Origin of the sequence: Halorubellus salinus, from assembly GCF_020567525.1 — an archaeon.
GTDB classification, from domain to species: domain Archaea; phylum Halobacteriota; class Halobacteria; order Halobacteriales; family Natrialbaceae; genus Halorubellus; species Halorubellus salinus.
In genome coordinates this window covers 674,162-697,901 of record NZ_JAJCVI010000001.1, presented here as the reverse complement: position 1 = coordinate 697,901, position 23,740 = coordinate 674,162, and the positions used below count along the sequence as shown (strand labels likewise).

At 68.8% G+C, this 23,740-nt stretch carries 24 protein-coding genes and 1 tRNA gene; 10 read left to right on the top strand and 15 right to left on the bottom strand.

Features of this window, described 5'->3' with window-relative positions; genetic code table 11:
- Positions 1-19: 19 nt before the first annotated feature.
- On the bottom strand, positions 20-505 hold the full coding sequence (locus LI336_RS03495; RefSeq protein WP_227131236.1) for a DUF309 domain-containing protein: 486 nt from the start codon (positions 503-505) through the stop codon (positions 20-22).
- Between the two features lie 191 nt (positions 506-696).
- On the opposite strand from LI336_RS03495, the gene LI336_RS03490 reads away from it, so the two are divergent.
- Positions 697-780: transfer RNA gene (locus LI336_RS03490), tRNA-Leu, on the top strand.
- A 224-nt stretch (positions 781-1,004) separates the two neighbouring features.
- On the opposite strand, the gene LI336_RS03485 is transcribed toward LI336_RS03490, so the two are convergent.
- Positions 1,005-1,262: a DUF8072 family protein gene (locus LI336_RS03485; protein ID WP_227131235.1), complete on the bottom strand. Its 258-nt coding sequence runs from the start codon at positions 1,260-1,262 to the stop codon at positions 1,005-1,007.
- A 120-nt stretch (positions 1,263-1,382) separates the two neighbouring features.
- Between LI336_RS03485 and LI336_RS03480 the strand changes: the two genes are divergently transcribed.
- From LI336_RS03480 to LI336_RS03470, 3 genes are all read left to right on the top strand, one after another.
- Positions 1,383-2,207, top strand: a complete 825-nt coding sequence (locus tag LI336_RS03480; RefSeq protein ID WP_227131234.1) for an inositol monophosphatase family protein — start codon at positions 1,383-1,385, stop codon at positions 2,205-2,207.
- A 162-nt stretch (positions 2,208-2,369) separates the two neighbouring features.
- Positions 2,370-2,819 (top strand): Lrp/AsnC family transcriptional regulator, encoded by a 450-nt coding sequence (locus LI336_RS03475; protein ID WP_227131233.1) that lies wholly within the window; start codon positions 2,370-2,372, stop codon positions 2,817-2,819.
- A gap of 104 nt (positions 2,820-2,923) precedes the next feature.
- A complete protein-coding gene (locus LI336_RS03470; protein WP_227131232.1) occupies positions 2,924-4,237 on the top strand; it encodes a DUF63 family protein in 1,314 nt (437 codons plus the stop codon).
- Between the two features lie 102 nt (positions 4,238-4,339).
- Here LI336_RS03470 and LI336_RS03465 read toward each other — a convergent pair whose 3' ends face one another.
- The 4 genes from LI336_RS03465 to LI336_RS03450 form a co-directional block, all read right to left on the bottom strand.
- On the bottom strand, positions 4,340-4,522 hold the full coding sequence (locus LI336_RS03465; RefSeq protein WP_227131231.1) for a hypothetical protein: 183 nt from the start codon (positions 4,520-4,522) through the stop codon (positions 4,340-4,342).
- 170 nt (positions 4,523-4,692) lie between these two features.
- Complete coding sequence (locus LI336_RS03460) at positions 4,693-6,435, bottom strand: YcaO-like family protein (RefSeq protein ID WP_227131230.1); 1,743 nt, start codon at positions 6,433-6,435, stop codon at positions 4,693-4,695.
- Between the two features lie 88 nt (positions 6,436-6,523).
- Positions 6,524-7,900, bottom strand: a complete 1,377-nt coding sequence (locus tag LI336_RS03455) for a class-III pyridoxal-phosphate-dependent aminotransferase (RefSeq protein WP_227131229.1) — start codon at positions 7,898-7,900, stop codon at positions 6,524-6,526.
- A 119-nt stretch (positions 7,901-8,019) separates the two neighbouring features.
- Positions 8,020-9,318: an MgtC/SapB family protein gene (locus tag LI336_RS03450; RefSeq protein ID WP_227131228.1), complete on the bottom strand. Its 1,299-nt coding sequence runs from the start codon at positions 9,316-9,318 to the stop codon at positions 8,020-8,022.
- Between the two features lie 142 nt (positions 9,319-9,460).
- Between LI336_RS03450 and LI336_RS03445 the strand changes: the two genes are divergently transcribed.
- On the top strand, positions 9,461-10,708 hold the full coding sequence (locus tag LI336_RS03445) for an AI-2E family transporter (RefSeq protein ID WP_227131227.1): 1,248 nt from the start codon (positions 9,461-9,463) through the stop codon (positions 10,706-10,708).
- Positions 10,709-10,710: 2 nt separating this feature from the next.
- Here the strand turns inward: LI336_RS03445 and LI336_RS03440 are convergent, their stop codons facing one another.
- Positions 10,711-10,995, bottom strand: a complete 285-nt coding sequence (locus LI336_RS03440) for a PadR family transcriptional regulator (RefSeq protein WP_227131226.1) — start codon at positions 10,993-10,995, stop codon at positions 10,711-10,713.
- A 204-nt stretch (positions 10,996-11,199) separates the two neighbouring features.
- Between LI336_RS03440 and LI336_RS03435 the strand changes: the two genes are divergently transcribed.
- On the top strand, positions 11,200-11,490 hold the full coding sequence (locus tag LI336_RS03435; protein ID WP_227131225.1) for an amphi-Trp domain-containing protein: 291 nt from the start codon (positions 11,200-11,202) through the stop codon (positions 11,488-11,490).
- A 531-nt stretch (positions 11,491-12,021) separates the two neighbouring features.
- Here LI336_RS03435 and tbsP read toward each other — a convergent pair.
- Both tbsP and LI336_RS03425 read right to left on the bottom strand, forming a co-directional pair.
- Entirely contained in the window at positions 12,022-12,840 is an 819-nt protein-coding gene (tbsP, locus tag LI336_RS03430) for a transcriptional regulator TbsP (protein WP_227131224.1), read from the bottom strand.
- 310 nt (positions 12,841-13,150) lie between these two features.
- A complete protein-coding gene (locus LI336_RS03425) occupies positions 13,151-15,208 on the bottom strand; it encodes a hypothetical protein (RefSeq protein WP_368408339.1) in 2,058 nt (685 codons plus the stop codon).
- Positions 15,209-15,434: 226 nt separating this feature from the next.
- Between LI336_RS03425 and glyA the strand changes: the two genes are divergently transcribed.
- Positions 15,435-16,691, top strand: coding sequence for a serine hydroxymethyltransferase (gene glyA / locus LI336_RS03420; protein ID WP_227131222.1), 1,257 nt, complete (start codon positions 15,435-15,437; stop codon positions 16,689-16,691).
- Positions 16,692-16,798: 107 nt separating this feature from the next.
- On the opposite strand, the gene LI336_RS03415 is transcribed toward glyA, so the two are convergent.
- Genes LI336_RS03415 through LI336_RS03405 form a run of 3 tightly spaced genes read right to left on the bottom strand, consistent with a single transcriptional unit; the run spans position 16,799 to position 18,902 of the window.
- On the bottom strand, positions 16,799-17,548 hold the full coding sequence (locus LI336_RS03415; protein WP_227131221.1) for a DsbA family protein: 750 nt from the start codon (positions 17,546-17,548) through the stop codon (positions 16,799-16,801).
- 44 nt (positions 17,549-17,592) lie between these two features.
- Positions 17,593-18,126 (bottom strand): hypothetical protein, encoded by a 534-nt coding sequence (locus LI336_RS03410; protein WP_227131220.1) that lies wholly within the window; start codon positions 18,124-18,126, stop codon positions 17,593-17,595.
- The gene (locus tag LI336_RS03405) at positions 18,123-18,902 is read right to left on the bottom strand and encodes a DsbA family protein (RefSeq protein WP_227131219.1); all 780 of its coding nucleotides are present in this window, start codon (positions 18,900-18,902) and stop codon (positions 18,123-18,125) included. Before LI336_RS03405 ends, LI336_RS03410 begins: the two co-directional genes overlap by 4 nt.
- Positions 18,903-19,022: 120 nt before the next feature.
- Here LI336_RS03405 and LI336_RS03400 point away from each other — a divergent pair, with 120 nt between their 5' ends.
- On the top strand, positions 19,023-19,649 hold the full coding sequence (locus LI336_RS03400) for a hypothetical protein (RefSeq protein WP_227131218.1): 627 nt from the start codon (positions 19,023-19,025) through the stop codon (positions 19,647-19,649).
- A 36-nt stretch (positions 19,650-19,685) separates the two neighbouring features.
- Here LI336_RS03400 and LI336_RS03395 read toward each other — a convergent pair whose 3' ends face one another.
- Complete coding sequence (locus tag LI336_RS03395; protein ID WP_227131217.1) at positions 19,686-20,057, bottom strand: hypothetical protein; 372 nt, start codon at positions 20,055-20,057, stop codon at positions 19,686-19,688.
- Positions 20,058-20,208: 151 nt separating this feature from the next.
- On the opposite strand from LI336_RS03395, the gene LI336_RS03390 reads away from it, so the two are divergent.
- Entirely contained in the window at positions 20,209-21,102 is an 894-nt protein-coding gene (locus tag LI336_RS03390) for a tetrahydrofolate dehydrogenase/cyclohydrolase catalytic domain-containing protein (protein ID WP_227131216.1), read from the top strand.
- A gap of 69 nt (positions 21,103-21,171) precedes the next feature.
- On the opposite strand, the gene LI336_RS03385 is transcribed toward LI336_RS03390, so the two are convergent.
- Both LI336_RS03385 and LI336_RS03380 read right to left on the bottom strand, forming a co-directional pair.
- A complete protein-coding gene (locus LI336_RS03385; protein WP_227131215.1) occupies positions 21,172-21,906 on the bottom strand; it encodes a DUF7117 family protein in 735 nt (244 codons plus the stop codon).
- 87 nt (positions 21,907-21,993) lie between these two features.
- Positions 21,994-22,983, bottom strand: a complete 990-nt coding sequence (locus tag LI336_RS03380) for an ABC transporter permease (protein WP_227131214.1) — start codon at positions 22,981-22,983, stop codon at positions 21,994-21,996.
- Between the two features lie 354 nt (positions 22,984-23,337).
- On the opposite strand from LI336_RS03380, the gene LI336_RS03375 reads away from it, so the two are divergent.
- Entirely contained in the window at positions 23,338-23,631 is a 294-nt protein-coding gene (locus LI336_RS03375; RefSeq protein ID WP_227131213.1) for a DUF7853 family protein, read from the top strand.
- Positions 23,632-23,740 lie beyond the last annotated feature (109 nt).

Genomic DNA, 23,740 nt, shown 5'->3' with positions numbered 1-23,740 from the left:
GCGCGAGGTGCGGTCGTCGTCAGTCGGCGTGCTCGGCGTACGCGTAGTCCGCGTCAGTCGCTTCGAGGATCTCGCCGTCGAGCCTGAGCTGCCAGCCTTCGACGACCGTCGGGTCCTGGAGTGCGTTCGTCATCGTCGTGCGGATATCGAGGAGTTCGACGCCGTACATGTCGTTCGGGAGGCCGTGGAAGTACTGGAGCGCGGTCCGGAACAGCGACCGGAGACCGTCGTCGTCCTCGAAGTCCACGTGCTTGTACGTCCCGGCGGCGACCTGCACCATCCCGTGCAGGAACATGGATTCCCGGGACCCACGCCCGTAGTTGTACCACTCGTCCTCGAAACAGTCGTGTGATTCGTGGTACGCACCCGCGTTGAAGAGTGCGACGCCGTGCTCGAGCGCGCGCCGGAGCGTCGCGTGCTCCCAGCGGCCCGCGTCGGCGTCCCACCCCGTCGGGTCGCCGCGAACTGGCGGGCCGACCGACGGGTCGTTCGTGTGCTCGTCCATACGCCCGACCACGCGCTCGGCGCGGAAGAACAATCGGGTGCCGCGAGTACTCCTCCGACTGCCGCCACCAGTCGACGGACCGACCCTGCGAGGCCGGACCGGGGGAGGTCGGACGACGGCCCCGCACCCGAGTTCGAGGTCACCGCACTCCGCAAGGTTTTAGCGCGCGGTCCGCCGACACGCAATCGCGTGCGAGGGTAGCCAAGCCAGGAAACGGCGGCGGACTCAAGATCCGCTCCTGTAGAGGTCCAAGGGTTCAAATCCCTTCCCTCGCATCGCGTGCGCCGTCAGGCGCACAAGATGCAGGGGAAGCGGTTTGAGCCAGGGAGCAACTCCGTTGCGACCGTGGTTCAAATCCCTTCCCTCGCATCGCACCCGCTTGAGGCGGGGTCGATGCGGAAGGCGCTCCGGGAGCGCTCTTCCCTCGCAAAACTCTCACTCGAACACCGAACAGCTGCGCCGCCGTCGACCGGTCGCTCGAGTGCGGTCGGGGTCGTCCTCAGGCGCGTTCGACGTCGACGGCTTCGCCGACTATCTGCCAGCCGTCGGTGGTCTCGCGGGCGACGAGGAGCGTGTCGTCGTCGTCGCCGTCGACGATACGGTACGTGGTACCGTCGTCGGTCTCGCCTTCCGCTTCGAGTTCGTCCTGGAAGAACTCGGCGTGACCCATGGCGAGGTCGAGGGTGGTGTCGTCGGTGAACGTGAGCGTGACCGGGTCCGGTGCGACGTTGTACAGGCGTTTCGCGAGCGTGTTCATGGACGATGGTGGCGTGCGAGCCGACAAAGCCGCGTCGGTCTGGCGAGTCCACTCGCTCGCACGCCGGTGTCTGCGGGGGGAATCGGAGGGCATTTTTGTACGGCTCTCGCCAGTGCGAGCATGACCGAGGACGCTCGCGTTCGTGCGGACGTCGCGCTGGCTGCGGCCCGAGCAGGGGCGGCCGTCGCGGAGTCGCGCTTCCGGACGGACATCGACGTGGAGACGAAGGACGGGAAGACGGACGTGGTGACCCAGGCGGACCGCGACGCGCAGACGGCGGTCGTGGACGCGATCCGCGACCAGTTCGACGCGGACGCAATCGTCGGCGAGGAGGACGACGAACTGAAGTCGGTGCCCGAGGAGGGGCCGGCGTGGGTCGTCGACCCGATCGACGGGACGAACAACTACGTCTCCGGGATGCGTTTCTGGGCGACGAGCGTCGCGGCGGTCGTCGACGGCGAGCCGGTGGCGGCGGCGACGGTCGCGCCCGCGCTCGGCGACACGTACGTCGTCGGCCCCGACGGGGCGCGGCGGAACGACGACCCGATCGCGGTGAGCGAGGAATCGGACCCGGAGCGCCTCGTCGCGGTGCCGACGATCTGGTGGGACTTCGACCGGCGAGACGAGTACGCCGCCGCGTGTACGGCCGCCGTCGAACGGTTCGGTGACGTCCGCCGGTTCGGGTGCGCGCAGCTCGCGCTCGCGAGCGTCGCCGAGGGCGCCGTCGGCGGGACGTACACGAACGTCGCGGCGAACCCGTGGGACACCATCGCCGGCGTGCAGCTCGTCCGCGAAGCCGGTGGGCGCGTCACGGACGTCCACGGCGACCGCTGGCGGCACGACTCCCGAGGGCTGGTGGCGTCGAACGGCGCGGTCCACGGGGACGTACTGGCCGCCGCACAGGCCGCCGAAGACGTTCGAACGGGCGACGAGGACGCTGCCTGAAGCTCGAACGGGCGACGACGACGCCTGACGCCTCGACCCGGCGGCGAGGATACCATCTGATACGTCGACCGGAATCGCTCCGTCGATTCGTCGGTGACGGCGATTCCCGGCCGTCGAATCCCCGTCAATCACTTGTACCCGGGCGACGAACCGTCGGTATCCATGGAGCTCGACGACACTGACCGGGAGATCCTGCGCATCCTCCAGGAGGACGCACGCACACCGTTCTCGGAGGTCGCGAGACGCATCGACATGTCGAGTGCGACCGTTCACGACCGCGTCAACCGCATGCAGGAGGCGGGCGTCATCGAAGGGTATCACGCGAAGGTCGACCCGCGAGAGGTCGGGTTCGGTATCTCCGCCATCGTCGGCCTCCGCGTCGAGCAGGGCCGAGAGCAGGACACCCTCGACCGACTGAGCGCGGTCGAGGGCGTCCAGGAGATTCACCTGACAACCGGCGAGTGGGACGTGATGGCTCGCGTGTACGCCGAGGACGCGGACGCGCTGCGCGAACTGATGTTCGAGGAGGTCGCGCAGATGGACGGGTTCGCGCGCTCGCAGACGATGGTCGTCCTCGGCACCGAGCACGAGACCGAGGAACTCCCCGTGTAGGGCGCCGTCGGGTCGACGACGCACTGTCGGCAACGAGGTCGGTCTGGTGACGACGACGGGAAAGACCGGAAGGGTAAAACGCGGGCCGTCCGCTGGTATCCAACATGACGAGTGACGACCCCGGACGCGGGGGCGACGAGTCGGGCGCGGACGACCGGTCCCGCGACGACGCGACCGTGGACGACGGGGTGAACGTCGACGAACTCGAGCACGAGGGAGCGACCGAGTTCGACGCGGACGCCGACCCTGACCCCGCCGAGAGCGGCCTCCTCGACCGACTCGGGGTGTCGCTGTTCCAGGCGTGGCTGGCGGCCGTCGCCGGCCTGTTCGTCGTGTTCGGACTCGGATCGATAGCGTTCACGCGAACGATCTACGCGAACTTCGTCTGGCATTACTTCTGGGGGCCGGTGTACGCGGACGCGCAGGGCTGGCGGTACGTCGCGTGGGCGGACGGCGAGCAAGTGCAGGTTTCGAGCGCGGACGTCGCCGCGAACATGGGGCCGGTCGCGGAACCCGGGTACACGGTGTACTCGGAGGTCGGGTACGCGGTCATCCTGCTCGTGATGCTCGTGGGCGTCGCCTTGCTCCTGCGTCGGTTGGAGCTGACGCGCTACCGGGCGCTGTTCTACGCGCTGTTCCCGTTCGTCCCGCTCGGTGGGGCGCTGCGCGTGCTCGAGGACGCGAACAACGTGCTGCCGGCGGAGGCGAGCGCGTTCGCGCTCGACTACCCGCTGAACACGTTGTTCATCAGTCCGATCATCTACTTCACGATGTTCTTCCTGACGCTCGCAGCGCTCCTGCTCGCGCTCTGGATCCATCGGCAGGGGTTCACGGACACGTTCGAGTACCCGCTCGCGGCGATGGGGACCACGCTCCTCGTGCTCTCGGTCGGTGCCGTCGCTGCACTGGCGTTCACGACGGACCTGACGTCGCCCCCGCGACTCCGGTTCTACCCGATCATCACCGTGTTGACGCTCCTGTTCGCGACGCTCTCGACCGCGGGCGTCTGGGGACTCATCCGCGCGTTCGCACCCCAGATAAACGAGGGGACGGGCTACATGGGCGCGGTCATCATCTGGGGGCAGGCGGTCGACGGCGTGTCGAACGTCATCGGCCTCGACTGGTACGACGAGCTCGTGCCGGTCGCGACCGCGGACCTGCAACCGAAGCATCCCGTGAACAAGTTCGTCCAGGACTTCACGGGGCAGGTCCTCCCGGAGTCCATCACGGCGATAACGGGCGACGCGTGGACGTTCCTCCTCGTGAAGCTCGTCGCTGCCGTGTTCGTCGTGTGGGTGTTCGACGACCAGATCTTCGAGGAGAGCCCACGGTTCACGTTCATGCTCCTGCTCGCCATCCTCGCGGTCGGGCTCGGCCCGGGGACGCGGGACATGCTCCGCGCAACGTTCCTCGTCTGAATCGACCGCACGAGCATCCGGCGGCCGTCAGGCCGCCGGTTCTGGGGTCTCGCTGAGGCGTTCTTTGCTTGCTTGCGCTGCTGTCTCTGGTTTTCGTGCGCGCTAGCTCGCTTCCCTGCCGATGACTTCGAGTGCTTCGGCGGGGTAGTATCGGCTCCCGCAGTGCTCGCAGGTGGCGACGGGAACAGGGCCTGGCGCGTCGACGCCGAGGTCGTCGGGGGCGACCGTGTCGCGTGCGAGTGGACCGTCGCAGGTCGCGCACGGCAGGTCGTATTCGGTCGTCATACGTGCACCTCTGTCTGTGCGTGGGCTTGCATCCGAGAGAACACCGTGATAATAGTTACCGAACCCCGGGGCTTAAATCTAGCCCTACCTAGACGAGTCTGACGCGTGGCAGCCGGCGGCGGCGGGACGACCGCGGCTCGCGAGCCGGTCGGAGCACGGCAGCGAGTCCTTCAGGGATAGGGGTGGTGGCGTCGGTCGAGCCGGGGTTCGAACCCGAGTGCCTCGGGGACGGCGTGCGCGCGCTCGCCGAACACGGGGTCGTCGGTGAACAGCGGTTGGGCACCGGGGACGACGACGCGGACGGCCTCGAACCCGAGCGCGTCGACGTCCCGCGTCGTCAGTCGCGCGGCGTACGGCGTCAGGTCCGCGTCCGTGACGGCGTCGACGAGCGCGTCCACGCGGTCGGTGCCGGTCGGCGCGTCGTTCGGGCCGACGCTCGACGCCGGCACCGGGCCGTCGGCGTCCAGGAACGCGTTCGCTGCGCGCGGGAAGTCCGCGAACGCGCCGATGGCGCCGTCCTCCGCGCTCGCGTCCGAGCGCCCCATCGACCGGAGTTCCATCCAGTTCTGGAGCGCCTCCGCCAGCGCGTCGGTCGCCGCCGCCGCCGGGTCGAGCGCGGCGTCCGAGCCGACCGCGAACCGCGGCCAGTCCCCGTCCTCGCGATGCACCGCCACAGCGACCACGGGCACGTCCACGTCCTGCGTGACCAGCAATGCCGTCACCTCCAAGTCCTCGCTGCGCGCGCGCTTCTCCAGGGTCCGATACCCCTCGGCGTCCACGCGCAACTCCAGCGGCGAGAACGACGAGTACCACGCGAGCATCGTCGCGTCCCGCTCTATCACCTCGGAGAGCCCGGACGCGAGCGCGTCCGCGCCGGACGAACCCAGGCCGAGCCCCGTCGTGATGGCGTCGACGTACCGTTCCGCCGGCGGCGGGAACTGCACGAGTTCCGCCGCGAGGTACGTCTCCTCGCCGGACGCGAGGTCGACGCCCGGCACCCACCGGATCGGGTCCTCGGGGTCGACCGCGGGCGCGTCCGCGCCGCGGACCACGGCCTCGGCGGTCACGCCGTCGTCGACGACCGCCGGCGGTGCGGTCTCGAAGTCGCTCGCGTCGTAGACGCCCGCGCAGTACCGCTCCAGTCCCTCGCCGAGCGCCTTCATGAACGCCGCGTTCCAGTCCGCGTCCACACCCGCGCTCTGGGGCGCGGCGCGACCGGCGGCGAACGCGGTTGTGTCGCAGGTCCGCGCGAGGTAGTACGGCGCCGGGTACGATTCGGCCTCGCCCACCTCGGCGACGAGCCCGACGCGGTCGTCGAGCCCGCGCTCCGCCGCCGCGAGTGCCTCGTCGAGGGTCACGTCGCGGTGGTCGGTCCGCACCCGTCGGTCGCGGACCTCGTCGCCGCACCCACACCCCGGGACGGGCAGGAACTCGCGCTCGCCGCCGGGGAGTTCCCGCACGCCGCCGACGAGCGACGACCGCTCGCCCGCGACGAGCGCCGCGGCCTCGCTCCCCGCGAGCGCACCCGCGAGACGCTCGACGCGAGCGCTCGGCGCGGTCCCGTCCTCGTTATCGCCGGTCGCGGCGGCCGGGTCGCGGTTCGACGCGACGCGCGACCCCAGGCACTCGAAACACCCGGACTCGGGCCCGAACCCAGAGATCGCCGCGTCGACGTCCGCGAGCGCGTGCCCGCCGAGGCCACCGCGTTCCACGGCGAGCCACGTCGACCCATCGGCGAGCGCCGCGTCGTTCGCCGTCCCGAACGCGCTCGCACCGACGTCCGCGACCACGACCCCGAGGTCGGCGTCACCGACGTCGCCCGGGTCGCCGCGCTCGACGTCGCACTCGACGTCCGCGAGCGCCGCCGCCACCGCCTCCACCGCCGGGCCATCGCCCGCGAGAACTACGTGCATGGCTACGACGTCACACGAGCACGGGAAAAAGCCGACGAGTCGACGCGGAACGGGGACCGACGTCCGGGCGGACGAACCGCCGGCGGCGTCAGGACGCGTTGCTCGAGTCCGTGGTCGCGAGGGGCGCGTCGCGGCCGGCAGCGTCCACGGCGTCCAGGAAGATGTCCGCACCGAGCTCGATCTCGCGTTCGGTGACGTCGAGCGGCGGGAGCAGCCGCAGGCTCTTGTACCCGCAGCCGAGCGTGAGGAGGCCACGGCCGAGCGCTTGCTTGACGACCTCCTCGCGTCGGTCCTTGGAGTCGAACTCGACCGCGAACATGAGTGCACGACCGCGGACGTCCGTGATGCACTCGGGGTCGGCGTCCTCGATGATCTCGCGGAGCTGGCGACCGCGCTCGCGAGCGTTCTCGAGCAGGTCGTACTCGTGGATGGCGTCGAGCGTCGCGACGCCCTGCGCCGCGGAGATGATGTCGCCCGCGCCCCACGTCGACGACAGGCGGCCCTTCTCCTCGGGGAAGATCTCCGAGCGCGAGACGGTCGCGCCGACGCGCAGGCCCTTCGCGCTCGTGACGACGTCCGGCTCCAGGTCGACGTGGTCGATGCCCCACATCTCGCCGGTGCGGCCCAGCCCGGCCTGTATCTCGTCGCTGATGACGCGGATACCGTGCTCGTGCTTGATGTCCTTGATGTCGGCGATGAACTCCTCGTTCGGGACGCGGTACCCGCCCTCGCCCTGGACGGGTTCGAGGATGATGTACGCGACCTCGTCGGGGTGGACGTTCCCCTGTGCGTGATGGAGCTTGTCCGCCAGGAGGTTCCCCCCGGGGCCGTTCGTCTGCCAGCCGCACTGGCACTCGCCGCGGCAGGAACAGTACGGGACGCTCATGATGCCCGGAACCTCCGGGTAGCCCTTGCGGTGGACGGTCTTCGAGCGGTTCAGGCTGAGTGCGCCGAGCGTCCGGCCGTGGAACGCGCCCTCGAAGCAGACGCCGCGGTGCGCGTCCCGGTCCTGGTACGAGACCTTGATGGCGTTCTCGACGGCTTCGGCGCCCGAGTTCGACAGGAAGACGGTGTCCATGTCGTAGTGACTGAGCGCACTCGTGATGCGGTCCATGAGCTGTGTCGGCGTCGCCAGGTCGGGGTCCTCCGGCGGCCAGCCGGCGCTCGCGTAGAAGTCCTGGCCCGCGATCTTCGACGGGTCGAAGACGTCCATCCCCTCCAGCTTCTCCATGATCTTCGGGTTGTTGTACCCGAGGGGGGCGGCCGCGACGTGACTCGTGAAGTCCATGAGCACGTTCCCGTCGACGTCGACACAGAACGGTCCCTCCGAGTCCTCGGTGACGTCCCACACGAAGTCGTAGACGTACGTGCTCGGCGCGGAGAACCCCTGATGGTAGTCAGCCCACCGCTTCGCCTTCTCGCCCGGCATCGAATCGACACTGGGCGTGGCCGTCTCTCGGTCCATACTCCGAGTATGGAAAAGAACGGTTTAAAACGTCCGTTACGGTTCGCGCGAACATTGCCGACCGTGGTCACGACGTGGTCGGCGTTCGACACCACCGGAACCCGTCGCCTCGGGCGCGGTCAGACGAGGACGACGGCGGCGGCCAGGCCCGCGGCGACGAGCAGCCCCGTGGAGTACGTCGCGACCTTCCGTGCGAACTCGCGGTTCGGGCCGACCCACGTGAGCGCACCCTTCACGACGATGGAGGAGGCAGTCGAGAGGAGGACCGCGAGCACCGCTGTCTGCGAGTCGACGGTTCCGGCGCGGAACAGGAGGACCGCGGACGTCGTCGCACCCGCCGAGGAGACGAGACCGGTGAGGATGGCGGTGACGACGAACGCGGAGGGCCCGACCTGCTCCTGGGCGACCGCGCCGACGACGAGGACGACCAGGAACACCGCACCGAACCCGAGGACGTACCGGAGGCTGAACGGCGACTCGAGGTCCATCTCGACGCTCTCGCCCCAGTCCGCGGTGAGGCCGGCGATCACGAACGACCCGACGACGACGACGAGGAGCGGGACGACGGCGTCGACGAGCAGGCCGGCCGAGAGCGTGAATGCGACCGCGATGACGAGGTTGCGGGTCGCCATCGCCGCGTTCGCGAGGAGGATCGCGGCGACCGCGTACGCCGTCGCGTCCGGTTCGTCGCGGACGTGGTCGAGCATCGTGCCGACGACCGCCGTCGAGGACGCCAGACCACCGAAGAACCCGGTGACGGCGATGCCGCGCCCGCCGTAGGTCTGGACGACGGCGTAGTTCACGATGCCGATGCCTGCGACCGTGACGACCATCAGCCAGACGACCCGGGGTTCGATGGCGAGGCTGTCGATGCCGAGCGCGGGCACGGTGAACGTGACGGCGTCCGCGGGAAGGAGCGGGTAGACGACGAACGCGAGGATGGCGAACTCGGTCGCTGACCGGACCTCTTGCCGGGAGAGGCTGTCGGCGAACGCGTGGAGTTCGCGCTTCAGGACGAGCAGGAGCGACGAGATGACGGCGACGGTGACGCCTTCGAGGACGAACCCGGTTGCGACCATCGCGCCGACGCCGTACGCGACGAGCATCGACACGGACGTCGTCAGCGAGAGTCCGTCGCGCTCGTCGTCGACGAGCCCGCGGACGGCGAGCAGGACGCCCTGCGCGATGACGAGGACGCCCCCGACGAGGACGAGCGACGCGCCCGCGGATAGTTCGTTCGCGAGGAGCGTGAACACCGCCCCGAGGAGCGAGATGAGCGAGAACGTGCGGACGCCCGCGGACTTCTGGGACCACTCGCGTTCCAGCCCGAGGAAGAGCCCGAGCGCTGCGGCCAGCGCGAGCTGGACGACCGGACTCGAGAGCGGCGCCTCCACGACCTGCAACGCGAACCCAAGCACTCTATAGACTATATAGCCAAGTAGGTTAAGGGTTCCCTTCTGAACGATCGGCGAGCGCACCGCGACACGGCGACGACGCCCGAATACGCATCAACTACGCCACACGATAGGTTTTTTACACCCGGGCGGTGCTGTAGATGGTATGTTCGGTGGGTTCGACATCAGTCGCTCCCGCGCACCCTGGGTGCTCGCGGGCGTCCTCCTCGCGGGCACCGTCGCGTTCGTGCTCTACTCGTTCGTCGGCACGTTCGTCTTCGGTCTCTTCATGTACTACGCCACGCGCCCCGTCTACCGGCGCCTCAAGCGACGCATCCGTCCACCCAGCCTCGCAGCCGCCATCGCCATCTTCACCCTCGCACTCCCGTTCGTCCTCCTCGTCGCCTACACCGTCGCCATCGGCCTCCAGGAACTCAACGCGTTCACCGGACAGCTCCGCGCCGGCAACGCCACGCTCGGCGGCTACGAATCCGTCCTCCAGCCGTACTTCAACGTCTCCACCATCGCCGAGAACCCCGCGAGCCTCGTCCAGGACTCCACCGGCCGTCAGGTACTCCAGGAGCTCCTCACCGAGAGCCAGCAGTACCTCTTCTTCATCGGGAACGCGCTCCTCCACCTGTTCGTCATGGGCGCCCTCGCGTTCTACCTCCTCCGGGACGGCAGCCGGCTCTCGGGGTGGGTGAAGGGGAACTTCGGCGACGACCGCGGCGTCATGGACGCGTACTTCCGCGCCATCGACAAGGACTTCTCCTCCATCTTCTTCGGGAACATCCTCAACGCCTTCATCACCGGCGTCATCGGCACGCTCTCGTACAGCCTCCTCAACATCTACGCACCCGGTGACCTCATCATTCCCTACGCCGCGCTCGTCGGACTCCTCTGCGGGGCCGCGAGCCTCATCCCCGTCGTCGGCATGAAGCTCGTCTACTTCCCCGTCACCGCGTTCCTGTTCGTCCGCGCGTACATGGCGGACGCGTCCGGCGTCCTCTGGTTCCCCATCCTCTTCTTCGGCGTCTCGTTCCTCATCGTCGACGTCATCCCCGACCTCGTCCTCCGCCCGTACGTCTCCGGTCGGAACCTCCACGTCGGCACCGTCATGTTCGCGTACATCCTTGGACCGCTCCTGTTCGGCTGGTACGGGCTCTTCCTCGGGCCCGTCCTCCTCGTCCTCACCGTGCACTTCGCGCGGCTCGTGCTCCCGGAACTCCTGCACGCAGAACGCCTCCAACCGTACGCGGTCGACCCGACGTACTTCGGGCCGGAGGCCGAGGTGACACCGCCCGATCAGTCGACCGAAGAACCCGCCGTCGTCGACGACCCGCCCGTGGACGTGGAGGACGTCCAGGTGGACGACGCCAGCGAGACCCCCGACGGTATCGGGGATAGCAGCTAGCCTTACTCCTCGTCGGGAGACACGTACTGGGACTCCCAGTCCCGACGTGCCTCGATCTCGCGGCTGCCCCGCCGCGTGAGCGAGTAGAAGTTCGTCCGACGGTCGAGTTCGCCCTTCTCGACGAGGCCCTTGTCGACGAGCGTGTCGAGGTTCGGGTAGAGCCGGCCGTGATGGATCTCCTTCTCGTAGTAGTCTTCGAGCTCTTCCTTTATCGCCAGTCCGTGCGGTTCGTCTGCCCCCGCGATGACGTACAGTAGATCACGCTGGAATCCTGTCAGGTCGTACATCTATCTATCTACGCGAACTCATTATTGTCTGAATTAAATAAACATAACGGCCTCCACCCGATAGTCCGGAGCTTAGCGGCTATTACCGCTGGTTACTGTCGTGAATGGGATGTAACGTATTCGGGATGTGCACGCAGACGTATCAAATCGAATTTCACTTTGGCAGAGCGATGACTTATTCCTGTCGACGACGTACACCTCGGTATGCCCGAAGAAGTGCTCTTCGAGACCGAATCCAAGACGACGCGCGCAGACATCGCGGCGATCCTCCGCAACACCGCCGACAAGCTCGATGCGGGCGACGCCGTCACGCTCAGCGCCGGCAACGACTCCATCACCCTCGACCCCCCAGCGTCCCCCGAGTTCGAGGTGAAGGTCGAGCGCGAGACGAAGGCCGGACAGACCGAGGGCGAACTCAGTATCGAGTTCGAGATCGAGTGGAACGAACGCGAGGACGACGATAGCGCGACCGACGGCACCCTCACCGTCGAGTAACACGCCACTCGAGACGTCGACTGGAGGTCACGGGACGCGCTCGCCCGCGCGAGACGACCCGGTACCTACGATTCTCCGTCGTTCGCGAGAACAGCGTCGCACCGTCCCGTCTCAGACCATCCGCCAGGACGGAGCCGTGGCTGTGTCGTGTAATGTATCGAAACAGGAAAGCAGGGCACGCGGGGAAAAACCGCGTGCCCGCTTGCCGCCCTGATTGGTCCCCGCTGACGCTTCGGCCCTCCAAGCGAAGCGTCACTTACGCAAAGCCCCCACATGCTATTAAAAGTACCGACCACGGCTGATATCACGGGCTGGTTCGTCGGCGGAAATCGCCGGAGGACGCTCCAAGAGCGCCGGTAACCAGGTACTGACGGGTACGTTCGCCCCGTCGCCCACGACGTGCCCCACGACCGCTCTCGCGGCCGAGCTGCGCGCGGTTCGTGGCCCATTGCCTGGTCTCGCCCCCAGCCGTCGTGGCGACGGCAGCGCGGTCGCTATCGGACGCAGCGTCGAAAGGATAGAAGTCGTCGTTCAGTTGAGGATGGACTGCGCGACCGTCGCGAGCTGGCCGTTGTCGGCGTTCCGCAGGCGGTCGTCGCCGATCTTCAGGCGGAGACGCGGGCGACCGACGTCGATGGGTACCTTCTCCGTGTCGATGAGGCCCATGTCCTCGAGCTTCGTCTTCGTCCGGGAGAACGTCGCCTTCGACGCGATGCCGACGTCCTCGCCCCACTTGCTGATGTCGTAGAGCAGCGCTTCGTTCTTCGCCGCGACGAGCAGCGAGATGGTGACCTCGTCGAGGCCGTCACCGTCGCCGCGCGCGGTCTCGAGGCTCGCGAGGATGTTGTCGAAGTCCTCCTCGGCCTCGGGGCTGATGTCCTCCTCGAGCGTCTGGCGGACGCGACTGATCGGGGGCGTGCGGAGCTTGAACTCCTCGGCGTCGTCCCACTCGGTCATGTACGCGTCGTAGGCGGTCGTGACGAAGTCCTCGTCGTCGGTGGCGAGGCCGCCGACGCGGTTGCCCGCGCGGACGAGCGCCACGACCTCGGTCTCGGTGACCAGCAGCGAGTTCTCCGGGCTCTCGTCGGTGGTGCGGAGCTCCAGTGCGTCCTGGTCGATGAGGTCTGCGGCGTTCGATGCGACGATGAAGTCGTCCATGACGTCCTTCAGCGTGCGCTCGTCTGCGAGCATGTGGACGCTCGGCAGGTCGCCGTCGAAGGACGTGGCGACGCGGACGAACTCCTCGATCGCGTCCGCGGAGGGATTCACCACGAGAAGGTCTCCCGCGGTATCTTCCAGCACGGTGCGGAGGATATCGTCAATTTGTTGGTCTAGTAAATTCGAGGTCATGCTTCTGTCGAACACAACGCTAGTATCGTACTTAATTTTGTTGGCTAACCTAACGGCAAGGCGGCTAGATTCGGAAAGGAATCGCGCTCGCGGTTTGGCGAGTCGGCACCGAGCCGGACCGGCCCAACGTTTAAGAGGAGTCGCGAAGTTGTGTCGCGGTAACACATGCACGGGAACCGCGAATCGACGAGGATGGGAACCGGACGGCGACCGACGGCACTGGACGGCTCCTCGAGCCCGTACACGGGCCCGTAGTACCGGTCAGTCGTCTTCGAAGCGGACCGAGACCGGCGGTTTTCGTGCTCTTCCATCAGCGGCCACCGAGTTCCTCCGCGAGCTCGTCCGACCAGTAGAACTCGCCGTCGAAGATGACGGACGTGTCCGCGCGAGCGAGGAAGTCGACGGTCGTGCGCCGGTCGAGCGCGAACTCGGAGGTGTTCCCCGAGAGGTACGAGTACTCGTTGTCCGCGACGTATGGATGGTAGTACGCGCCGGCTTCGCGGATGGAGAACTGGTCGAACAGCAGGAAGAACTGGTCCTCGGAGAGCTGTTCGAGCTCCGCGGTCGTCGGCAGCCGGTTCGTCGTCTGACTGAGGGTGTGCGTGCCGTCGCCGACGACCGCGTAGTCCTTCCCCATCATGATGCGGCGTCGCGCGATGCGGAGCGCGCGCTCGAAACTGAACCCGTGAATGAGCAGGCGGGCGAACGCCGACCCGACCTTCACCGCGTGGTCGTTCAGGACCTGCGTGAACGTCACGCCACCCGTCACCGCGCCCTTCTCGACGAGCGCCATCCCCTCGTGGAACGACCCACAGGCGTTCAGGAAGAACGTCTGCGTGTTCACCGTCGAGAGCATGCTCGCGGACATGTAGCCGTCCGGGCATCGGAGGCCGTCCTCCTCGCAGTGCCCGATGTAGTGCACGAAGTCGTTCTCGGACTCGAACACGGCGGCGAGCTCGTCGGTCGACAGCTCCTCGTAGACGTCGACGGTGATGGGGAGGTCCTCGCTGCCTTCGCGGTAGATGCTCGCCACGTCCGCGTGCTCCTTGTCCATCTGTTGGTCGTTCAGGACGACGCTGACGATGGTGTCGTCGTGGTCGCGGTCCATGTACGACAGCCGGTTCCGGTACGCCGACGGCGTGGACTTGAAGACGTCGATGGGGACGCCGTCGGCGAGCCAGCCGTGGACGCGACCACCTCGTAGCTCGGGTTTGACGACGTCCACGGTCGCGACCTCGCCGGGGCCTTGCGGGCTCCGGTAGAAGTCGTCGAGCGAGCGCTCGACGAGCTCCGCGCCCTCGAGTTCGCTCGTCTTCGGCGGGAACAGGAGCGACAGCGAGTCCAGGAGGAACGGGAGCGTCTCCACGTACGCCGGGTCCGGGTCGACGTACGTCGACAGATGCCAGTCGGGGAGCCGGTGCTCGACCGCCTGGAACGGCACGTCGAGGTACGTCTCGAGTCGGTCGACGGGGTCGGCGTGATAGAGCGCCGACCCGTCGAGGTCGAGCGCGTCGAGCAGGCTCTCCTCGGCGAGGTTCGTCCCGTACGGTCCGGAGTTCCGGACGAGGCAGTCGAGGAAGAACGTCTTCCGGAGGAGTCGCTTCACGTCCGTCTCGAGGCGCGGCATCGGCGACAGCGGTTCGCGGATGCCGGCGCTCGGCGCGCACAACAGCGGCTGGTCGACGTCCGCGGTCTCCACGCTCGCCTGCAGGTAGTACGCGAGCGGCGCGGTCGTGTACAGCGTCTCGTACTCGGGCGGGACGAGGAGTTCGATACCGACGTCCGGGGTCGCGTCCACGACCGCGTCCGGGACGTCGATGGCGTCGCCGAGTTCGACCAGTGGGGGGTGTCCGCGGAGCGTCGGGTACGTGCGGTCGGCGCCCGTGGTCTTGTGCGCGCTCGACGCGTACGTCACCGCGGCGGCGAACCCCGTCGGCGTCTCGGGGACGGTGACGGTGTCGGTCGGTCGGTCGTTCCGGCTCCGGAAGCCGAGCGTGAGCTCGCATCGCTCCGGGAACGTGACGACGACCTGCTCGAAGTCCGGGGTCTTCGACACGGACAGCGGCCCGTCGACCTGGAGGTACGTCTTCACGTGCGTGTCGATGTCGAGGACGTACTCGCCCGCGGGCAGGTCGAGCGGCCCGGTGTCGTTCTCGAGTTCGTACGTCGCGTCGCTGGCCTGCGAGGCGACGTAGACGACGGCGACCGGGAAGCGGAGTTCGGAGGCCTCGCAGTCGACGGTGACGTCGACGGGGCGCGGGATGGTCGTGTCGCTCGCGCGCACCGACAGGTCCGGCGAGGTGACGCGCAGTTCCGTGTTGGCCGCGTCACCGACGGTGAGTCCGTCACTACGCACCCGCCACTCCATTTTCACCGGTACGTGGCCGCCCGTGCCAGTTAGGTGTATCGGGCGCGGCACGACGCGGTCGGTATCGGGGTCGGGACCGTCCAGGTGGCGTCGCTGCACGCGCGTGTCGTGAACCAGCTCTCTCGGCCGTATCACGCCCGGTGCCTGTGCACGTTCGTGCAGTCCCGGGGTGGGCGTTCTGTCCGTCAAAGGTAGACTTATGCGGCCGCCGGTGTGGGTTTCTCGTATGGACTACGAGCGGGTTCGCGAGACCGACCCTGACGTGGCAGCGGCACTCGACGGCGAAGTGAGACGACAGCAGGATTCGCTGGCGATGATCGCGAGCGAGAACCACGTCTCCGAGGCGGTCCTGGAGGCCCAGGGGAGCGTGCTGACGAACAACTACGCGGAAGGCTACCCGGGCAAGCGGTACTACGGCGGGTGCGAGTTCGCGGACGACGTCGAGTCGTTCGCCATCGACCGCGCGAAGGAGCTGTGGGGCGCGGAGTACGTGAACGTGCAGCCGCATTCGGGGAGCCAGGCGAACATGGGCGTCTACCTCGCGGTGCTCGAACCCGGCGACAAGATCCTGTCGCTCGACCTCACGCACGGCGGGCACCTCAGCCACGGCCACCACATGAACTTCGCGGGCAAGCACTACGAGGTCGAGCAGTACGAGCTCGACGAGGAGTCCGGGCGCCTCGACTACGACGCCATCCGCGAGCACGCCGAGGCGTTCGACCCGGACATCGTCGTCTCCGGGTATTCGGCGTACCCGCGCGAGGTCGAGTGGGAACGCATCCAGGAGGCCGCGGAGGCCGCGGACGCGTACCACCTCGCGGACATCGCGCACATCACGGGACTCGTGGCGGCGGGCGAGCACCCGAACCCGGTCGGGACGGCTGACTTCGTCACCGGGTCGACGCACAAGACCATCCGCGCGGGCCGGGGCGGTATCATCATGTCCCGCGAGGAGTTCGCGGACGACATCAACTCGGCCATCATCCCCGGGATGCAGGGTGGGCCGCTCATGCACAACATCGCCGGGAAAGCCGTCGGGTTCGGCGAGGCGCTCGAACCCGAGTTCGACGAGTACGCCGCCCAGACTATCGCGAACGCGAAGGCGCTCGCCGAGGGCCTCCAGGAGCGCGGGTTCGACCTCGTCTCCGGCGGTACCGACAACCACCTCGTGCTCGTGGACCTCCGCCCGAGCCACCCCGATACGACGGGGAAGACGGTGGAGGAGGCCCTGGAGGACGTCGGTATCGTCCTGAACGCGAACACGGTCCCCGGCGAGACCCGGAGTCCGTTCAACCCGAGCGGGTTCCGCGCGGGCACGCCGGCGCTGACGACGCGCGGGTTCGACGAGGAGGACATGGCGACGGTCGCGGACTGCATCGCGGACGTCGTCGATCACCCCGACGACGAGGACGTGAAGGCGGAGGTCGCCGAGATCGTCCAAGGGCTGTGCGACGCGTACCCGATCTACGAAGACCTCGTGTAGGCCCGCAATCGACTGGTATTCCTCGCGGGACTCGACTGGTATTCCCCGCGGGACTCGACTGGTATTCCTCGCGGGACTCGACTGGTATTCCTCGCGGGACTCGACTGCTATTTTTCGCGGAGCGCGGTCATCGCGTCGCGGAACGTCTGGACGGGTTGGGCGCCACGGATCTCGCGCCAGTCGCCCGTCGATGGGTTCGAGAGCGCGAACAGTGGCGCGCCCGGTTCGAGTTCGAGGTCGTCGAACGCGACGCTGGCGTCGGCTCGGACGCTCGCCGTCAGCGCGTCGCGGTCGTCGGCGACGAGTCGACGGACGGTCTCGCTGGGGACGCCATCGACGGCCGCGGCGTACGAGAGGAGGTTCGATTCGGTCGCCCATTCGCCGTTCTCCGGGCCTTGCTTCGAGAACACGAAGCGGTGGAATCGACCCCACGCGTTCGGGTCGTCGTCCCTGACGGCTCGCCAGACGGCCTTGGAGACGACGCCCGCGGTCAGCGACCGGTCGCCGAGGAGCGGGAGTTCGAGGAAGACGACGGCTATCGTGCCGTCGAGGACGTCGCGTTCGACGAGTGCCGGGAGCGTCTCCTCCTCGAACCGCCGGCAGTACGGGCACTGGTAGTCGCTCCACGCGAACAGCCGGAGGTCGGCGTCGGCGTCTCCGAGCACGGGTCGGTCGGCGTAGTCGATGCCGAGGCCGCCGCTCCGGCCGGACTGCGGCGAGAGGTCGGCGGCGTAGTCGTCGACGTCGGCGGCGGTGTCCGCGGTCAGGTACAGTCCCGCGGCGCCGAGTCCGAGGACGCCGCCGAGTCCGGCGAGGGCGCGTCGGCGAGTGAGGAGGCCGCTCGTGTCGTCTGCCATGTCGCCCTCTCGGGAGTACGATGGGTTAAGGCGCGTCGTGTTTCTCAGACACTGCAAACGCGCGGGTCGCCGGTGCGAGCGAGCGCGAACAGGAGCGCGAGCACGCCGACGGCGCGGACGAGGTTCCCGGCGAACGGGAAGAGCGCGTACGCGCCGGCGACGCCGAGCAGCGGGAGGACGCCCGCGCCACAGCTCGCGCAGCCGGCGGCGAGGACGCCCGGGGCGACCCCGAGGAGGTTCTCGGCGCCACCGGCGCCCCGGCGGAGCGTGCTCGCGACCACCACTGTGGTGACGCCCGCGAGGACGGCGTACGCGACGGTGAGTGCGAGCCCGAGCCAGCCGGCGGCGTCGACGGTGCCGACGGTGTACGCGACGAGGAGGTCGTCGACGGTGCCGGCGCTCGCGCTCAGTGCGGTCGCGACGGCGGTCGGGTTCGCGCTGGCGACGAGGAGGACGTACGTCGCCGCGGCGACGCCGACGGCGGCGGCGGTCGTTCCCGCGGACAGCAGGGGGTACGTGAGTGCGCGGTAGAGGCGGTTCGAGCGCGAGCGGGAACTGGTGGCGTCGGTCGCGCTCATGTGTCCTGGAGGCGCTCGATGACCTTCTCGAACGTCTCGTACGGCTGGGCGCCGGGGATGCCGAGCCACTTGCCGGAGTCGACGTTGGACATCGCGAACGCGGGGGTTGCGCGCCGGAAGCCGAGGTCGTCGATGGCGGTGGTGACGTCCTCCTGGACGGCGGCGGTGACGGCGTCCCGGCGCTCGTCCATGCAGCGTCGGAGGTCGGCTTCGGGGATGCCGTCGACGTCGCGCGTGTACTCGTAGAGCTTGGTCTCGCTCGCCCAGCCGTCGTTCTTGTCGCCTTGCTGTGCGAAGACGTGGCGATGCCAGCGCCCCCACGCGTCCGGGTCGTCGTCGCGGGCGACGCGCCACGCGCACTTCGACGCGGCGGCGGCGACGTCGGAGTCCGCGCCGAAGACCGGGAGTTCGAGGAAGACGATGGCGAGGTCGCCGGTCGCGACGTGGTTCGCCGCGAGCTTCGGGAGGGTGTCGACGTCGAAGCGCTTGCAGTACGGGCACTGGTAGTCCGTCCAGTAGAACAGTCGGAGGTCGGCGTCGAGACTGCCGAGGACGGGGCTGCCGGCGTAGTTCACGCCGAGGTGCGCGCTCTCTCCGTCCGCGCGGCGGAAGCCGCCGGCGAGGGCGTCGCCGTCGTCGGTCGCGAGCGTGGAGGCGGCGTAGACGCCGGCGGCACCGAGGCCGACGACGCCGCCGAGGGCGGCGAGGGCGGTTCGACGTGAGACGGTGATGGGGGGTTCGTCGGTGGACGTGTCGGCGGACCTGTCGTCGGGCACGACCGGAGGACAGTCTTGCAGGGCTTTAACTATACTGGTGCAGGCTGTGGCTGATGGGGAGTGTGGTTCGTTGCGCACTCGCGCGGCACGCTTTTCGTTCCGCCTCGCGACTGCTCTCACATGGACCACGCCGCGACGCGACGCCGCCTGCTCGCGACCGTCGGCGCACTCGCGCTCGCCGGTTGCCTGACCGGCACCGAGGACACGGACGACGGCGACGCCGACGCGGGAACCGACGGCACGGACGCCGACCCTGCCGAAACTGGAAGCGCCGGGACGGACGGCGGCGACGACGCCACCGGCTCCGAACCGAGCACCGCGGACGGGACCGACGGCGAGTCGACCACGACTGCTGGGGAGACGACGACCGACGGGCTGGACCTCCGGGAGGCGAACGTGACTGGCGTCGAACTGGAGGCACAGGGCGACGGCAGGGTGCGGTTCTCGGTGACGCTCTACCACGACGACGAGGGCGAGGACGGCTACGCGAATTGGTGGACGGTGGAGACGCTGGACGGCGAGGAACTCGGGCGCCGCGAACTCCTGCACGCGCACGGCACCCGCGAGTTCACGCGGTCGGAGACGGTCTCGGTCCCGATCGACGTCGAGTGCGTGGTGGTGCGCGGGCACGACCAGACGCACGGCTACGGCGGGCAGGCCGCGCTCGTGTCGGTGTCGTCGGGCGCGACGCGGGTCGTCCGTCAAGGCCCAGCGCGGTCGTCGTTCGCGGACGCGAGCTGTCCGTGACGCGAACTCGTGGCCGGAGATCGAGGAACGGGGCGGTCAGCGCTGGTGGTCGTAGCGGTCCCAGCCCATGTCGCTGCGGACGCCGCTCCAGACGCGGACGACGTTGATGAGGACGACGAGCGCGACGAGTACGGGAACGAGGACGTAGATGGGCGGGAAGAGCGCGAGGACCTGCGGAACGGTCGCGGTCTCGGCGTCGACGATGGCGCTGGTCTCGGCGGGCCGCTGGCTGACGAGGTAGAGGACGGCGACGATGGCGAGCATGAACGTCGTCGAGAGGATGGTCCTGATGGGTCGCGTGAACACGCGGACGGTGCGGGTGCGGAGGGAATCGGAGAACCGGCGCGCGTTGCGCTCGCTCCGGGTTCGCTGTCGGCGGACGGCCCAGGACATGATGCGCTTGAGCATACCAGGTAGACGCGTGATGGCGACATAACCGTGCTTTCCAGTTGCTGACAGCCAGCAGTATGATACAAGAACGTGCATATTTCTGGTTCGAGATTCGGTGTTTTGAGCACGAATCCGAGGGTTTTAGGCGGGCGTGCTCGTGGTGTCGACCATGACCGACGTAATCGACGGGAACGCGCTCGCGGACCAGGTATTCGACGGCGTCAGCGACGCCGTCGACGAGTTCGAGGCCGAGGGCGTCACGCCCGGGCTCGCGACGGTCATCATGGGCGAGGACCCCGCGAGCCAGACGTACGTGAACATGAAGCAGCGCGACTGCGAGAAGGCGGGCGTCAACGGCGTGCACGTCGAGGTCGACGGCGACGCCACGCAGGACGAACTGCTGGAGACCGTCGCGGACCTCAACGACCGCGACGACGTCCACGGCATCCTCGTGCAGACACCGCTGCCCGACCACGTCGACGAGCGCGAGGTGATGAACGCCATCGACCCCATCAAGGACGCCGACGGCTTCCACCCCGAGAACGTCGGCCGGCTCGTCGCCGGCGAGGCGCGCTTCAAGCCGTGTACGCCCCACGGCGTCCAGCGGATGCTCGCGCACGCCGACGTCGACACCGAAGGGAAGGACGTCGTCGTCGTCGGCCGGTCGAACATCGTCGGGAAACCGCTCGCGAACCTCCTCCTGCAGAAGGCCGACGACGGGAACGCGACCGTCACCGTCTGTCACTCCCGCACGAAGGACCTCGAGGCGAAGACGCGGGCGGCGGACATCGTCGTGGCGGCCGCGGGCCTCCCAGAGTTCGTCACCGGCGACATGCTCGCCGAGGACGCGGTCGTCATCGACGTCGGCATCAACCGCGTGGACGCGGACAACGAGAAGGGCTACGAGCTCGTCGGCGACGTCGACTTCGAGAGCGCGAAGGCGAAGGCGTCGGTCATCTCGCCGGTCCCGGGCGGCGTCGGCCCGATGACGCGCGCCATGCTCCTGTACAACACGATCAAGGCGACGCGCCTCCAGACGGGCGTCGACGCGACGCTGCCCTGAGGGCGACGCTCCCCTGCGACGCGCCCCTGACCGCGTTCGGGTCGTTCTTCCAGCCGTTCTCGGTTCTCGCTACGTGTCGCCGAGCGACCGCAGTCGGTCGGCGGCCTCGACGACCGCGCTCTCGTCGCCGTCCCTGAGGTACTCGTTCAGGCCGCGGGCGGCGGCGTAGAGTGCGTCGGCGTCGCGGGGGTCGACGTCGCCCTGGAGCGCCTGCACGCGCTTCTGGTGGGACTCGAGCCCGGTGAGGACGTCGTTCACGGCGGGGACGGGCGTGCGGTCCGTGACTTCGAGCCAGTCGCGGACGTCGCGCCGGTACCGTTCGACGAGGTCGGCGGTCGCGAGCCCGCGGGCCGCCCGCATCACCGGTGGGACGTCCGCGGCGGGCGGCCGTTCGCCGCCGTCCGCGCCCCGCAACAGCGAGAGCACGTAGTAGTCGACGTCCTCGGGGTTCTCGAACGAGCGGGTGCGGCCGACGACGTCGACGGCGTTCGCGAGCTCTCGCGCCGCGACCCGTCGCCCGTCGAACGCGACGAGGTCGCCGGCGTGCACGAACCCGTTCCCGCGAACGAACTCGCGGCACGCGGCCTTGACGACGTCCACGGCTTCGTCCTCCGGCGCCTCGTCCCACGCGGTCCGTGCCTCGGTGAGGTCGAACTCGGCGGGCGTCGTCGTGTGGAGCGCCCTGTCCTCGTCGACGCCGACGCTCCGCATGCTCCCGCACTCGGGGCACTCGACGGAGCCGGTGTCGTAGTACGACCACCGCGTCCCGCAGTCGCTGCACTCGCGCGCGCCGCGTATCTCCATGCCCGTCCTTCGTACGCCCGAGAGAAATGACCTGCGTCTCGTCGCGCCACGGGCCGGGGCGCCGGCGAGAGCCGTCGCGGGCGGCCGTCAGTCCGCGTCGACGCGCGGGTCGAGGACGCCCATCCCGAGGTCGTGACAGAAGTTCAGGACGATGGCGACCGCGACGACGACGACGACGAGCGCCATCGTCGTCGAGACGTCCCGCGCCTTCACGGAGACGAGTCCGAGCTGTCCGAGCCCGGGGAGGTCGAACACGAACTCGAGGACGAACACGTGCACGAGGAGCGTGGTGACGACGTCGTCGAGGAACCCCGTCAGGAGCGGGAGGCCGGCCGCGCGCACGACGCCGGCCATGAGCCGCCAGACGCCCGCGCCCTTCGCTCGCGCGAGCTTCACGAAGTCCGCGTTCACGTACTCGAGGCACTCCGAGCGCGCGTAGCGGACCTGGCCGCCGGCGAGCGTGATGGCGAGGATCGTCGCGACGATACCGAACTGGACGAACGCGTCGACGGTCCAGACGTCGACGGGCGCACCTCCCGTGTAGTACTTGCCCTGGGAGGTACCGAGCGTGAACTCGACGAGCCCGAGCTGCGCGGAGAGGACGACGAGTGCGAGCTGGGCGACGACGAAGTTCGGGACGCCGAACGCGAGATAGCCGACGGACTGGACCGCGCGGTCGACGTATCCGCCGCGTCGGAGGGCGGCGTACGCGCCGAGGCCGACGCCGCCGGCGAACCCGGCGACGAGCGCGGGCACGGCGTACAGGAGGGTGTAGGGGGCGTGGCGGACGAGGAGGGTCGTGACGGGCGGCCCGACGCTCCCGAATCGACTCACCGAGCGCCCCCAGTCGAGCGTCGCGAGGTTCCCGAGGTATGCGACGTACCGGTCGAGCAGCGGCTGGTCGCCGCCCTTCGCGGCGATGAGCGCCGGTATCTGGTCGGCGTTGACGTTGTAGTAGTTGAGGACGGCGGGCGCGGGGTCGGGGACGAGGACGACGGCGACGAACACGAGCGTCACGACCGCGTACAGCGAGAGGACGGCGACGCCGGCGCGACGCACGACGTACGTCCTGTTCACGGCGTCCCTCCGCGACCGCTCGGGTGCTGTCGAACCGGCCGGTCGGTCGTGGGGCGGGTGTCGAGTCGAGCGCTTGAGCGAGGCACTGACCGGTCGTGCGACCGGCCGGCGGAAATGTGGTCCGGAGTGTCAAACGGCTCTTTGAGGCACGCGGTCGGGTGGTCAGGTCGCGGCGTCGAGGCGGTCGGTCGTCGAGGCAATCGGTCGTCGAGGCGGTCGGTCGTCGAGGCGTTCGGTCGTCGAGGCGGTCGGTCGTCGGTTCGACGCCGACGTATCGAGTCTCGATTCGACGCGCGAGGGCGTTCGCGGGTTTAGGTGGGTGGCGGCAACAGTAGCGAGTGCGGGGTGAAAGTCATGTCGACCACGCACAACGACGAACCCGGGACGACGACCATCGCGCTCTCCAGGGAGAGCCAGTGGGTCGTCCACGACGTCGTCCTCGACGAACTGCTCGGCGACGACGCCGACCGGCCGCTCTGGGCGGTCTCGGTCGCGGAACGCATCGAGGGCGAGGAACTCGCCGTGACGGGCGTCGAGGGACGACGGCTTCGAGCGCGCCTCCGCGAGTACCTCGCGGGCGAGGCACCGGCTCGCGACCGCGAGGCGGCTCGTCTCGCGCTGGAGGCGCTCGACGCGCGGATGGAGTAGACGACGCCATCGGCCGCCGGCCTGGGGGTGGGCGGCCGTGGCGACGGGCGCGCCTGGATCGCTGCGCCCGGTGGGTCGCTCGGCCGTCACGGGGGTGACGGGCGGACAG